The organism is Aeromonas sp. FDAARGOS 1414, assembly GCF_019047065.1.
Taxonomy (GTDB): Bacteria; Pseudomonadota; Gammaproteobacteria; order Enterobacterales; family Aeromonadaceae; genus Aeromonas; species Aeromonas veronii_A.
The window spans coordinates 1,298,387-1,311,297 of the sequence record NZ_CP077210.1 but is presented as its reverse complement, the minus strand read 5'-3'; the positions used below and the strand labels follow the sequence as shown (position 1 = coordinate 1,311,297).

Here is a 12,911-nt window from a genome sequence, read left to right as displayed (position 1 = left end):
GCTCCTGCTTAGTTCTTGTAGATGGCGAAATGATCCTGATACTGCACCAGCTCTTCACGGGTCATCACAAAGACGCCGTGACCGCCGTTTTCGAATTCAACCCAGGTAAAGGGGATCTCGGGGAACTGGGCTTCCAGATGGATCATGCTGTTGCCTACTTCAACCACCAGCACACCGTTATCCTTGAGGAAATCGGCGGCATGGGCCAGCAGACGCTTGGTCAGCTTGAGACCATCGGAGCCGGACGCCAGCGCCAGCTCGGGCTCGTGACGGAACTCTTCCGGCAGATCCGACATGTCTTCGGAGTCCACATAGGGCGGGTTGGAGACGATGAGATCGTATTTGTCGCCCGCCGGCAGATCGCGGAACAGATCGGAGCGGATCGGTATGACCTGCTGCTCCAGCCCGTGATCGTTGATGTTGCGCTCGGCCACGTTCAGTGCATCGATGCTGATGTCGATGGCATCCACTTCCGCTTCCGGGAACTCGTGGGCCATGATGATGGCGATACAGCCGGAGCCGGTGCACAAGTCCATGATCCGGGTCGGTTCATGTTTGAGGAAGGGCGCGAAACGGTTGGCGACCATCTCGGCAATGGGGGAACGGGGAATGAGCACCCGCTCGTCCACGTAGAACTCCCAACCGGCATACCAGGCCTTGTTGGTCAGGTAGGCGGCGGGTACCCGCTCCTGTACGCGGCGGATAATCAGTTCGGCGATACGGTGACGCTCGCTGCTGGTGAGACGGGAGTGGCGCATGGCCGGGTCTACATCCGGTGGCAGATGTAACGCGGGCAGTACCAGCTGCACAGCTTCATCCCAGGCGTTGTCGGTTCCATGACCGTAAAAAATCCCGGCGTCGTTGAAACGACTCATGGCCCAACGCAACATGTCCTGGATGGTGTGCATCTCGGCAACCACCTCATCGATAAATATCTTGTCCAAATCCACCTCCAAGTCGAGTAATATCCGGCCCGAGCCCCGTTTACGTTGCGGGCAAGACGCATACCTAATACATGAGCATCTGATGAAAAAAACGCCCTCACCGACAGACGAGGAAACCCTGCTGTTCCGCGATGCGATAAAAGGTACCCGGAAAATCAAGCAAGATACCATAAGGGCCGAGTTACGCCCGGTCAAGCAGAAACGCGAATTGCGCGAAACCCGCGAAAAGCTTGGGGTTGACCACTATTTCAGCGATGAGTATCAGCCCCATCTCGACGATGATGGGCCGACCCGTTACGTGCGGGAAGATGTGTCAAAATTTGAGCTGAAAAAGCTCAAGCGGGGCATTTATCCGCCGGAGATCTACCTGGATCTGCACGGCATGAACCAGCAGCAGGCAAAACAGGAGCTGGCCGCCCTGCTCACCCTCTGCCAGAAAGAGAACATTCACGTCGCCTCGGTGATGCACGGCATCGGCAAACATATTCTCAAACAGCGCATTCCCTGCTGGCTGGCCCAGCACCCCAATGTGCGCGCCTTCCATCAGGCTCCCCGCGAATGGGGTGGCGACAGCGCCATTCTGGTGTTGCTGGATATCGAAGAGTAGAAAAAGCAGCGCACAAACTAACTCTGCCCAACCGGTCGATTGAATCGCAGTGGTGATATAGAGGAGTCAAGATTGACCACCAGCATGCCGCCGTTGGGCAACTGCCACGCGAATAAGTCATCAAATCCGGCGGTCGTTAGGGCGCGGATCACCTTGGCGACCACACCGTGCGCCACCAGCAATACCCGCTCCCCCTGCATGGTCGAGGCCAGTGCCGTTAGTCCCTGCGAGACTCGGGCAATCACCTCATCCAGCGTCTCACCGCCAAGCGGAGCCTCCGCCCAGCGCCGGGTGATGTTGCGCACCCACAACTCGGGATAACGCGCCTTGGCCTCTGCCTGCGTCAGTCCCTCAAACAGACCGACATGCCGCTCACGAAAGGCCGGAGCAAGCTCCACAGGCAACCCCAACTGGCGTGAGAAGATCGCGGCGCTCTCTCTTGTTCGCAGCAGGGGCGACGCCAGCAACCGATCGAACGGGGCCAGTGTGGTCGCTATCTCATCGGCCAGCCAGCATATATGCCGCGCGCCATCTTGGTTGAGCCCGATATCCAACGCCCCTTGATAGCGCCCCTCGGCGTTGGCTTGGGTCTCTCCATGGCGGATCACTATCAGCTCCATGGTGTACTCCTCTTTCTACGTGGAATATCACAAAACTACTTCCCTTTCGGATAACGGGGATGATCGTCCTGGATCGGCAACCAGGAGAGCTGGCTGACGGTATGGATGTGATAGGTTGGTGCGACCGTTTCGGGGTTATCAAGTGAGACAATAGCCAGCGTCAGGTACTCGGGGTATTGAATGCTGCGATAGCTGAGGGTGGCGCCACAGGTTGCACAAAAGCCGCGTCGAATCGCCTCCGACGAGGCGTACTCAGTCAATACGCCGCATAGCCATTGCACCTGTTTCACCCGAAAATCCATCCAGGCGCCGACCGGAGCGCCGGTCGTGCGCTGACAATCCCGGCAGTGGCAAAAATCGGTAGCAAAGGGAGCAGCTAGCACCTTGTAGCGGATTGCACCACAATGGCAACCCCCCTCTAATATCCCGTTACGAGAAATCACCATCTTGTTTACCATCCAGTCCACGTTTGAAGGCATATATTGCCAGCCTAACATCCCGTTACACTAAGTTGATTAGTGCAGAAAACCAATGATATTTGCGATTTATCAGCGCCCGTTTCAGATAGTATTGACACAGTTCACCATTGTTCAGACAGAAGATAACCACTCTCACCTCCCATCATAACGGTTATGGGGGCTCTGATTATTCATCCCGCTGACAATATGAGATATTGCCACTCACTACTGGCCTGCGAATATAAGACAAGCTCACCCGAGCCCATATAAATCTGTTCGTCGCAGCCATATTCCACGCTATTTAATTGGAACCTGCATGATGAAGTTATTCACTCCCCTGGTGGTTGCCACGGCGATCTTCTCTTCCGTGGCGATAGCAACCCCCTCTCCCCATATCGTCGGCGCCACCCTTGGCTATGGCACCCAGTCATTCAAAGCACAAAATGGGGATCAGGCCGATGGCGGTGACAATATGACTGCCGATCTCTATTACCGTTATATGTTCAACGATTATATCGGTATCGATTCAGGAATATTGTTTGGTACCGGTGGCGTAGTCAGCGCCCTCTTCGATGCAACCCTCAATGACGTAAAAGATATCCATTACAAAGGGATCCGCTCTGCCTTGTATGCACAATTCCCGGTCTCTTCCGGCAACAGCTTTTATGCCAAACTGGGTGCCAACGCCCACAGAGTCGAATACACGATCAACAAGGAAGATCAGAGCAACTCCGGGGTCGGTTTTTATGGCGCTGCGGGTTGGCAATATCGCTTTGATTCGGGTATCGGACTCAATGCGGAGTACCAATATATCCCCATGCCTCGACTCGATGTCAAAGGGGTCAGTGTCGGTCTCAACTACCGTTTCTGATCCCGCCTGATGGGGTGACAACAGGCCGATAACGGGTAAAAAGCAGGGAGATATCTCCTCCCTGCTGCCTGCTTGTTTCCACTACCGATAGATCATGGTGATTGACCATGATCCCAACGGCAACCTTATTTGGTCACCACCACAGCCCAGGGGCCACCTTTGGCGGGATCATCCCCTTGCGTCCACCATTTGGCCTGATAGACGGCGCCCTTGTAGCTCACCTTGTTGCCCGCGGTATAGACCTTGCTGGCCTCCCAGGCAGACTGGCCATCAATGGGCGGGTCAACCGGATCGACCGGGGCAGGATCGAGCTTGGCGACGATCCGCACTTTCGGCCAGTTGGCGTGGGAACCGTAGAAGTTGGTCACGCACTTCTCGTAATCACCCGGCACCAGCGCAGAATAAGCGGTCTGGAAGCCCACCAGCTCACACTCGAAGGAGTAACCGCCCGGGCGATCAGGATAGTACTTCCAGTTGCCATCCCAGTTGGTGTAGAGCACGTCGGTAGCGCCGTTGAGATTGAGGCTGCCATAGGGAGTCTGCTGCCAGCAGGTGTTCTTCTCATCCGCCTTGACCGGGATCTGGTAGTGGTTGGCCAGCCCTTCCCAGTAGCGGATGCGATTGACCGGCTGCCCCTTGTCCTTGTTCTGTTCACCACACTCGATACCGCCGTTGATGACGTTGATGGTGGTACCGAAGCCATAGCCGATACCGGCGTCAGCTTCCCGTTTGGAGGGTACCCAGGTGCGATCAATCACGTGCAGCATGGCCGGTTTCGGGGCCTGCGGGGTGAGGAAGAACCAGATGGCAGAAGCGAGGTTGAGCCAGGAGTCCGCCACCAGCCCCGGGTTGTTGAGCAGCACTGAGGCATCGCCATCAAACATCGCCTCGGAGAAGGCCCCGTAGTTGAAGTGGTAAGAAAGCTGCTTGGCGCCGCGGCCAAAGTAACCTTGTCCGGTACTGCAGGGCCACTTCTTGTTCTGCCAGTCGTTCTGGCCACAGCCGGTGGTATAACCGGTCTGTCCCTCTGACCAGCCCATCTCCCGCACATGCACCAGCGCCTGTTGCCACTCCTCCAGCCCCAGCGGGTTATCGGAGACGTTCTCCTTGGCAATATGGCCGCCGGTCTCCTGAGAGAAGTGGGCAAAGGCCGTCACAATGGATTTTTTACAGATCGCATCAGAATCGCGCCCGTCGTTATATTCGCCGCAGAACGCAGGAAATTTACCGATGGCCCGCAAGAAGCGGACATAGGTATATTCCGGCGCGGCCATCTGGGTTAAATAATCCCATTCAGATTGGGGAAATACCCGTTCAACCCGTTTTACGTTGTCAGGATTGCTTGCCAGACCCGGTTCAATGGCATCGACTATTTTATTTGACCGGGTGGCCAGTGCCTTGGCCCATATTGTATACATGGGGTTGGCCGTCTTGGCCTTTTCCACCGCGGCCAGATCCGGGGCCGCAATCACATATCCTCCCGCATTTTGTGGATCGGGTTGAATATTCATGGTTGCACTCATTACGGCATAGCTGGGCAATACGCAAGCGGCAGCGATCAGCCAGACACAACGCTTGGGTTTGAACATGTTTATCGTCCTTGTTTGAATTAATGCGCTCCAAGAGTAGGTGTTCCAACAACTAAATTCACGATGAAAATTAAGAAATGCGCGTAATTTGTGAACCATTTCACCTTGTGATATTCAGTGCAGCTGAAACAAAGAAATAGAACCCAAACGAAAACGCCAAAGCGTGATCTTTCGCCCATTTTTAGAACAGTTGAGACGGCCAGGTGGCCTGCCATACGGTCATTGTTCGTGATAAAAAAAATGGCTGACCCGCTTCACCAGTCAGCCATCAACAATGTTCAAATAACGCTCACAAAGAGCTCGCTGTCAGGCGCGCACGGCACGGATCAGGATATTGCGCGGGGTCATGGGTTTGGCACAGAACTCCCCCACTTCGACCCGATAACCCTGCTCTTGCAAAAAGAGCGCGCGATCCAGCGCCAGCCAGATCTCGAGAGGACGGCGAAACAGATGACGCACCAGCTCCATGCGGGCGACATCACCAAAGCGACGCTCCCCGTGCTCCAACCAGGCGGGATAGTCGAGCCCGGCGGGCAGCACAATCCCTTTGCGTTCAGCAGCCCAAACGCAGAATGCCTCGAAGGTGCCGGTCAGCAGGCTCTTTTGCATATTGGGCACCGGCAGATACTCATCTATGCCACGCACCTGACGCTGCAGGCAGTCAAACCCGAGACGCCACACCACTTCCTGCTCACGCAAGCGGGCTATCCGCGCACCGCCGGTGACCGTCTCCTGTAGCGGCAACTTGAGATCCGCCTTGCTCAACACCAGCTCGCTGGAGTTGGCCGCGGCCGACAGCGGGCGATAGTAGCTGGTACGGATCAGGTGGTAACAACAGGGAGAGATAGTCACGCCGCGGGCACTGCGTTCGGCCACCCGCTCCAGCAGATGGGTGTGCAGCTCGCCGCAGGCATGGAGTGCCATAGCGTGATGTTCGGGGGCGATCAGCGCCGCCGACTCGGGGGCAAAAGCATCGGCGCAGGTAAAGGTCATATTCGCGCCATCCCGCTCGGCCAGCAGCCGACCTTCGTCACAAAGCTGCCCTTGCAACTCCAGACTGAGGATAGGAGCCTGTCGATGAAGTGACACCAGCCGCCCAAGATGCCCCTTGCCAGCACACCACTCCAGATAGGGGCCCTGATGGGCAGGCAGACAGGCGGTGAACGACTCGATCTGGGCCTGCTTGCGCCCCGGCATATGCAGCGCCATCTCCTTGCTGCAAGTGATGGGCTCAGGGGTAAACGGGGCAAGCTGGCTGAGTTGCTGCAGCTCGGCTCCCTCGGCAATCCAGGGGGCAAGCAGACTGCTGAGGGCATCCATATCCGCATCGAACTCCGCCAACTGGGTCAGCGTCAGCCCATTGAGCAACGTCGCCAGTTCGGGCACCTCATCGGCAAAGGCCATGGTCAAATGATGATATGGCTGATATTGCCACCAGCGTCGGTAGCGGGTGAGCAGTCGATCCAGTTGTTGAAAACGTTGAGCCAGCACGAATGCCCCTGCCTTGCAGTCAAAAAGGAGGCTCATTCTAGCGATCCCGCTTCAAATTGCACTCTCAATACCTGACGATCAGCACTGCGCAACACCACCACCAACCCTGTGAGCCAGGGCAGATCTGACAAAGTGCGGGGTTTTATGCTATATTCGCCCCCCTCTTTCACGCGCCCCGCCCTACGCGGGACGCTTTACACTAGCTATGGGACCAACAACATGACCATCAACGCCATTCTGCAAGCGCGCGCGGGCGCCAAGTGTGAACTGTGCAGCGCCGAGCAGGCGCTGACCGCCTTCGTGGTGCCTCACTCCCCCGCCAGCGACGATGATCACAGCGTTGCTATCTGTGACACCTGCCGTGGTCAGCTGGAACAACCGGATACCCTAGTGGTCAACCACTGGCGTTGCCTGAGTGACAGCATGTGGAGCCAGGTGCCTGCGGTGCAGGTGATGGCATGGCGCCAGCTGAAAGCTCTCTCCGGCAAGGGTGAAGTGTGGGCTCAGGATCTGCTGGACATGATGTACATGGAAGACGAAGCCAAGGCTTGGGCTGAAGCTGGTATTGCTGACGAAGATGACGACAGCGTACCGACCGTTGACTCCAACGGCGCCGTGCTGCAAGAGGGCGACTCCGTTACCCTGATCAAGGATCTGGACGTGAAAGGCGCCGGTTTCACCGCCAAGCGCGGCACCCTGGTCAAGGGCATCCGTCTGACCAACAACCCGCTTCATATCGAAGGCAAGGTCAATGGCGTGCAGATCGTACTGGTTGCTGCCTACCTGAAAAAGGCCTAAGCCTAGGGCGATTGCTCTACTGTCTGCTGCCAGAGCACAAGCACAACGAAAAAGGATGGCGTCACGCCATCCTTTTTTATACCCGCTTGCCGCAAACGGCCAACCTGAGTCCATAACAAGCCAGCCAAAGCAAAAAGGCGCATCCGAATGGACGCGCCTTGTTTACATGGCCGATGCCGTTAACCGGCAGCGGAAACGGTCACTCAGGAGGAGAGTTTGCCATCGAGCTCTGCAATTTTCGCAGACCAGTAGGCCGGACCGGTTTCGTGGATATTGTTGCCTTCGGAGTCGACCGCAACGGTCACCGGCATATCTTCCACTTCAAACTCGTAGATCGCTTCCATGCCGAGATCGGCAAAGGCCACCACGCGGGCCTTCTTGATGGCCTTGGCCACCAGATAGGCTGCGCCACCGACGGCCATCAGATAGACGGCCTTGTGCTGCTTGATGCTCTCGACGGTTTTCGGGCCGCGCTCGGATTTGCCGATCATGCCGATAAGGCCAGTCTCACCCAGCATCATGTCGGTGAACTTGTCCATCCGGGTGGAGGTGGTGGGGCCTGCCGGGCCAACTACTTCGTCACGCACCGCATCGACCGGGCCAACGTAATAGATGAAGCGGTTGGTGAAATCGACCCCTTCAGGCAGCCCTTCGCCATTTTTCAGCATGTCGGCGATACGCTTGTGGGCGGCGTCGCGACCGGTGAGGATCTTGCCGGAGAGCAGCACGGTATCACCGCTCTTCCAGCTGGCCAGCTCGGCCTTGGTGATGCCATCGACGTTGACGCGGCGCACATTACCACCCGCTTCACGGGTGATCTCCGGCCAGTCACTCAGTTTCGGCGGAGTCAGTTCGGCAGGGCCTGAACCATCCAGCTCGAAGTGAACGTGGCGGGTGGCGGCGCAGTTGGGGATCATCACCACCGGCTTGGAAGCGGCATGCGTCGGCGCAGATTTCACCTTCACATCCAGCACGGTAGTGAGGCCGCCCAGACCCTGGGCACCGATCCCCAGCTTGTTGACCTTGTCGTAGAGCTCGACCCGCAGCTTCTCTTCAGTGGTTTGCGGGCCACGGGCGATCAGCTCCTGAATGTCGATGTGCTCCATCAGGGCCTCTTTGGCCAGCACCGCCGCTTTCTCGGCGGTACCGCCGATGCCGATGCCCAGCATGCCGGGCGGGCACCAGCCTGCGCCCATGGTCGGCACGGTTTTCAGCACCCACTCGACGATATCGTCAGAGGGGTTGAGCATCACCATCTTGGATTTGTTCTCGGAGCCGCCACCTTTGGCCGCGATGCTCACTTCCACCTTGTTGCCGGGGATCATGTCGATATGCACCACGGCAGGGGCGTTGTCTTTGGTGTTTTTGCGACTGCCGGCCGGATCGGCCAGCACGGAGGCGCGCAGCGGGTTGTCAGGATTGGTGTAGGCACGACGGGTCCCTTCGTCCACCATCTCCTGCACCGTCATGTCGCTGTCCCACTGGACTTGCATGCCAATCTTGACGAAACAGGTCACGATGCCGGTGTCCTGGCAGAGCGGGCGATGACCTTCGGCGGACATGCGGGAGTTGATCAGGATCTGGGCCAGCGCATCTTTGGCGGCCGGGTTGGCCTCACGGTCATACGCCGCTTTGGCAGCCTGAACAAAATCCAACGGGTGGTAATAGGAGATGTACTGGAGGGCATCTGCGATAGAATCGATGAAATCCTGTTTTTTTATAATGCTCATATCATCCTCACTGGTCCTTGTCTCTACCACGGAGCAGGGCAAGGGCTTCCATATGATGGGCCGTGCTGACGTGCTGGCTAAAAACTATCAACCAACAAAAAACGAACGACACGGCAGTTTTTTCTTAAGTCACCGACACCTATGATACGCTTGCCCACCAGCACCGACTAGGGTTCGGGAACCAAACTGTTGCCTGTGTAACATAAAATGACGCCAACACTTCATATCCATCATCTAGACCATAGTGCTGAACTCCATCAGCTTTTTGCCCGCCTGCAACATCAGCCGTGGGCCATGTTGCTGGAATCGGCGGGACCACTCGGCGCCGATAACAGCTTTGATATCATCAGCGCCGATCCGCTGGCGACCCTCGAAACCCGCGGCGAAGTGACCACTCTGCGTGTCGGGGCGAATATCAGCAAACACCACGAAGATCCCCTCGCCCTGCTGGCCCATACCCAGCAACAGCTGCTGGGGGAGCTGGATCTGTGTGCCACTCACCTACCCTTTATTGGCGGCGCCCTCGGTCTCTTTGGCTATGATCTCGGCCGCCGCTTCGAGCGACTGCCAGTGCAGGCCGCCGCCGATATCGCGGTGCCAGACATGGCGGTGGGCATCTACGACTGGGCGCTGCTGCGCAATGTGGCGACCGGCGACTGGCAGCTGGTGCACTGGGGGGATGAAGCGGGCCTTGCCAACCGGCTGGCCTGGCTTGAACAGCAGCAGGCCAAACCGGCCCCTGCTTTTGCCTTGCAGGGGTCGTGGCAGAGCAATATGAGCCGCGCCGAGTATGGCGAGAAATTTGCCCGTATTCAGGAATATCTCGCCGCGGGGGATTGCTACCAGATCAACCTGACCCAGCGTTTCAGCGCCCCCTATCAGGGGGATGAGTGGCAGGCCTACTGCCTGCTGGCAACCGCCAACAAGGCCCCCTTCTCAGCCTTTATCCGTCTGCCGGAGAGCGCGCTGCTGAGCCTCTCCCCCGAGCGGTTTCTGCTGCTCGATGGCCGTCATATCGAAACCAAACCCATCAAGGGCACTCGCCCTCGCCACCCCGATCCGGTGACCGATCGGCAAGTCGCGCGGGAGCTGGCGCAAGCCGACAAGGACAGATCAGAGAATCTGATGATCGTTGATCTGCTGCGCAACGATATCGGTCGGGTCAGCCGGCCAGGCTCGGTCAGCGTGCCTCATCTCTTTGCGGTGGAGTCGTTTCCGGCGGTACATCATCTGGTCTCCACCATCCATGGTGAGCTGGATGCACGCTGGCAAGGGGTCGATCTGCTGCGGGCCTGTTTCCCGGGTGGCTCCATCACCGGCGCCCCCAAAATCCGGGCTATGGAGATCATCGAAGAGCTGGAGCCCCAGCGCCGCAACGCCTATTGCGGCAGCATCGGCTATCTCAGCCAGCACGGCCGGATGGATACCAGCATCTGCATTCGCACTTTGATCGCCGAAGCGGGTCGCCTGCACTGCTGGGCCGGTGGCGGCATCATCGCCGACTCTGACGCCGACAGCGAATATCAGGAGACTTATGACAAGGTCGCCCGCATCCTGCCGCCGCTGTCGGCGCTGTAACCCTCCCCACTGTCAGGTCAACGCACAGGAGAGCTCCCCGCCATGGATCGCCACGAACTGCTGACCCGCTTCCAGTTGCAGCGACCCGCCCCGGCCCATCGCCTCGCCATCGGCGGGCTCAGTCCGGCGGCGGTGTTGATCCCGGTGGTGATGCGCGATGAGGGGCTCAGCGTGTTATTGACCCGGCGCAGCCCCCGGCTGCGTCATCATGGGGGGCAGATCAGCTTCCCCGGCGGGCGACAGGATCCCGGCGACGAAAACCTGATTGCCACAGCGCTGCGGGAGACCGAAGAGGAGCTCGGCATTCCGGCCCGACTGATTGAAGTGATCGGCACCCTCAACCCGCTCAATACGGTGTCACGATTCGAGGTACTGCCGGTGCTGGGGCTGCTCGATGGCAACTATCCCCTCATCCTGAGTCCGTATGAGGTGGATCACGCCTTCGAAGTGCCGCTGACCCATCTGCTGGATCGACGCAACCACATCCCCCTAACCCTTTCCAGAGGGGGGAAAGCACACACCATCTACTGGATCCCCTGGCAACAGCACTTTATCTGGGGGGCTACCGCCAGCATGATCAACCAGCTAGCCCAGCATCTCGCAAAATAACAATTTACCTACATTTGGCTGAGCGAGATTTAATCATTAACACTAAAATAACGTGCCAATTGATAAACAATAATTGAATTTTTCTTGTTTTGATCACATTTCCATAAGAAAGTGCGGTTTTTCGTGCCGTAAAGATGAATTTGATCAACATTTTTGATTAGAAAAACCGTATCCTTGCGCCGACTTAATAAGAACCACACATTCGGGGTGAGATAGATGTCAAACACAGTCACTGGCACGCAGGGAGTTGCGGCGTCAACAGAGCAAGGGATCAGCTCTACTCAAACCACTCGTTGGGAAAAACGCGACTCTACCTGGGTCATCAGTCTGTTCGGGACCGCAGTTGGCGCGGGGATCCTGTTCCTGCCGATCAACGCGGGTATGGGCGGTTTCTGGCCGCTGGTCGTCATGGCGCTGCTGGTAGGTCCCATGACCTATTTGGCACACCGTGGTCTGGCCCGCTTCGTCCTCTCCTCCAAAAAGCCAAATGCAGACATCACCGAAGTGGTGGAAGAGCACTTTGGCGTGGGTGCCGGTAAATTAATCACCCTGCTCTACTTCTTCGCCATCTACCCCATCGTGCTGATCTACGGCGTGGGTATCACCAACACCGTCGAAAGCTTTATGGTCAACCAGCTGCAGATGAGTGCCCCGCCGCGCTGGATCCTCTCCATCGTGCTGATCATGGGCATGATGTCGGTGATGCTGGCCGGTGAAAAGCTGATGCTGAAAGTGACCGAGCTGCTGGTTTATCCGTTGATCGCCATTCTGGCCGGTATCTCTTTGTACCTCATTCCGGACTGGACCGGTGCCGCGCTGGAGCAAGTGCCCTCTGCCAAGGATTTCGCCACTACCCTGTGGCTGACCATCCCGGTACTGGTTTTCTCCTTCAACCACAGCCCGGCTATCTCCAGCTTCTCCCTGGCTCAGCGCCGCGACCACGGTGATCAGGCTGTCGAGAAAGCCGATGCCATCCTCAAGCGTACCGCCATGGTGCTGTTGGGCTTCGTGATGTTCTTCGTCTTCTCCTGCGTCATGAGCCTGACACCGGCCCAGCTGGCAGAAGCCAAGGCCCAGAACATCGCCGTGCTCTCCTATCTGGCCAATCAGCATGCCAGCCCCATCATCTCCTACTTCGGTCCGTTGGTTGCGTTCGTGGCCATCGTCTCCTCCTTCTTCGGCCACTATCTGGGTGCCCGTGAAGGTCTGAAAGGGATGATCGTGCAGAACATGCGCAAGTCAGGCAAAGAGCCGAACGCCAAGAAAGTCGAGATGTTCATCATTGCCTTCTTCATCCTGACCCTTTGGGGCACTGCCATTGCCAACCCCTCCATCCTGGGCATGATTGAATCCTTGGGCGGCCCGATCATCGCCACCATCCTGTTCATCATGCCGATGTACGCCATCAAGCGCGTACCGGCCATGGCGAAATATCAGGGCCATATCAGCAACGTATTTGTCGCTGTGATGGGGATGATCGCCATCTCCGCCATCCTCTATCAGTTGGTCGGTTAATCCCCTACCTGCCGCTGATAGCAAGAAGCCAGCCGAATACTCGGCTGGCTTCTTTATCTCTGCACTCTGTGCCTCCGCAATTGCCCTGCTCTCTCCTTATT

12 protein-coding genes are annotated in these 12,911 nt (G+C 57.5%); 6 read left to right on the top strand and 6 right to left on the bottom strand.

Annotated features, from left to right (window positions below):
- Positions 1-8: 8 nt before the first annotated feature.
- Complete coding sequence (prmB, locus tag I6L44_RS05835; protein ID WP_139462539.1) at positions 9-944, bottom strand: 50S ribosomal protein L3 N(5)-glutamine methyltransferase; 936 nt, start codon at positions 942-944, stop codon at positions 9-11.
- Between the two features lie 82 nt (positions 945-1,026).
- On the opposite strand from prmB, the gene smrB reads away from it, so the two are divergent.
- Complete coding sequence (gene smrB / locus I6L44_RS05830; protein WP_201951174.1) at positions 1,027-1,551, top strand: endonuclease SmrB; 525 nt, start codon at positions 1,027-1,029, stop codon at positions 1,549-1,551.
- Positions 1,552-1,568: 17 nt separating this feature from the next.
- Here the strand turns inward: smrB and I6L44_RS05825 are convergent, their stop codons facing one another.
- Complete coding sequence (locus I6L44_RS05825; RefSeq protein ID WP_201951176.1) at positions 1,569-2,171, bottom strand: histidine phosphatase family protein; 603 nt, start codon at positions 2,169-2,171, stop codon at positions 1,569-1,571.
- Positions 2,172-2,206: 35 nt separating this feature from the next.
- Entirely contained in the window at positions 2,207-2,617 is a 411-nt protein-coding gene (locus tag I6L44_RS05820; protein ID WP_201951420.1) for a GFA family protein, read from the bottom strand.
- A 328-nt stretch (positions 2,618-2,945) separates the two neighbouring features.
- Here I6L44_RS05820 and I6L44_RS05815 point away from each other — a divergent pair, with 328 nt between their 5' ends.
- Positions 2,946-3,500, top strand: a complete 555-nt coding sequence (locus tag I6L44_RS05815) for a porin family protein (protein WP_227342831.1) — start codon at positions 2,946-2,948, stop codon at positions 3,498-3,500.
- A 125-nt stretch (positions 3,501-3,625) separates the two neighbouring features.
- Here I6L44_RS05815 and I6L44_RS05810 read toward each other — a convergent pair whose 3' ends face one another.
- Positions 3,626-5,089 (bottom strand): chitinase, encoded by a 1,464-nt coding sequence (locus I6L44_RS05810; protein ID WP_216953540.1) that lies wholly within the window; start codon positions 5,087-5,089, stop codon positions 3,626-3,628.
- Positions 5,090-5,395: 306 nt separating this feature from the next.
- Positions 5,396-6,616 (bottom strand): methyltransferase, encoded by a 1,221-nt coding sequence (locus I6L44_RS05805; protein ID WP_216953539.1) that lies wholly within the window; start codon positions 6,614-6,616, stop codon positions 5,396-5,398.
- A gap of 183 nt (positions 6,617-6,799) precedes the next feature.
- On the opposite strand from I6L44_RS05805, the gene I6L44_RS05800 reads away from it, so the two are divergent.
- The gene (locus I6L44_RS05800) at positions 6,800-7,378 is read left to right on the top strand and encodes an alkylphosphonate utilization protein (RefSeq protein WP_005333203.1); all 579 of its coding nucleotides are present in this window, start codon (positions 6,800-6,802) and stop codon (positions 7,376-7,378) included.
- A 203-nt stretch (positions 7,379-7,581) separates the two neighbouring features.
- On the opposite strand, the gene I6L44_RS05795 is transcribed toward I6L44_RS05800, so the two are convergent.
- Complete coding sequence (locus I6L44_RS05795; RefSeq protein ID WP_005351759.1) at positions 7,582-9,108, bottom strand: fumarate hydratase; 1,527 nt, start codon at positions 9,106-9,108, stop codon at positions 7,582-7,584.
- A 294-nt stretch (positions 9,109-9,402) separates the two neighbouring features.
- Between I6L44_RS05795 and pabB the strand changes: the two genes are divergently transcribed.
- The 3 genes from pabB to I6L44_RS05780 all read left to right on the top strand — a co-directional run bounded on the left by pabB (position 9,403) and on the right by I6L44_RS05780 (position 12,810).
- Positions 9,403-10,686, top strand: a complete 1,284-nt coding sequence (gene pabB / locus I6L44_RS05790) for an aminodeoxychorismate synthase component I (RefSeq protein WP_064337908.1) — start codon at positions 9,403-9,405, stop codon at positions 10,684-10,686.
- Positions 10,687-10,728: 42 nt separating this feature from the next.
- Complete coding sequence (locus I6L44_RS05785) at positions 10,729-11,295, top strand: CoA pyrophosphatase (RefSeq protein ID WP_216953538.1); 567 nt, start codon at positions 10,729-10,731, stop codon at positions 11,293-11,295.
- A gap of 216 nt (positions 11,296-11,511) precedes the next feature.
- The gene (locus I6L44_RS05780) at positions 11,512-12,810 is read left to right on the top strand and encodes a serine/threonine transporter (RefSeq protein WP_005345325.1); all 1,299 of its coding nucleotides are present in this window, start codon (positions 11,512-11,514) and stop codon (positions 12,808-12,810) included.
- The last annotated feature ends 101 nt before the right edge of the window (positions 12,811-12,911 follow it).

Excerpts from the sequence above, each read along its gene's own strand:
- smrB (WP_201951174.1), top strand. The coding sequence starts at position 1,027 with ATGAAAAAAACGCCCTCACCGACAGACGAGGAAACCCTGCTGTTCCGC.
- I6L44_RS05825 (WP_201951176.1), bottom strand. The coding sequence starts at position 2,171 with ATGGAGCTGATAGTGATCCGCCATGGAGAGACCCAAGCCAACGCCGAG.
- I6L44_RS05820 (WP_201951420.1), bottom strand. The coding sequence starts at position 2,617 with ATGGTGATTTCTCGTAACGGGATATTAGAGGGGGGTTGCCATTGTGGT.
- I6L44_RS05815 (WP_227342831.1), top strand. The coding sequence starts at position 2,946 with ATGATGAAGTTATTCACTCCCCTGGTGGTTGCCACGGCGATCTTCTCT.
- I6L44_RS05810 (WP_216953540.1), bottom strand. The coding sequence starts at position 5,089 with ATGTTCAAACCCAAGCGTTGTGTCTGGCTGATCGCTGCCGCTTGCGTA.
- I6L44_RS05805 (WP_216953539.1), bottom strand. The coding sequence starts at position 6,616 with ATGAGCCTCCTTTTTGACTGCAAGGCAGGGGCATTCGTGCTGGCTCAA.
- I6L44_RS05800 (WP_005333203.1), top strand. The coding sequence starts at position 6,800 with ATGACCATCAACGCCATTCTGCAAGCGCGCGCGGGCGCCAAGTGTGAA.
- I6L44_RS05795 (WP_005351759.1), bottom strand. The coding sequence starts at position 9,108 with ATGAGCATTATAAAAAAACAGGATTTCATCGATTCTATCGCAGATGCC.
- pabB (WP_064337908.1), top strand. The coding sequence starts at position 9,403 with ATGTTGCTGGAATCGGCGGGACCACTCGGCGCCGATAACAGCTTTGAT.
- I6L44_RS05785 (WP_216953538.1), top strand. The coding sequence starts at position 10,729 with ATGGATCGCCACGAACTGCTGACCCGCTTCCAGTTGCAGCGACCCGCC.
- I6L44_RS05780 (WP_005345325.1), top strand. The coding sequence starts at position 11,512 with ATGTCAAACACAGTCACTGGCACGCAGGGAGTTGCGGCGTCAACAGAG.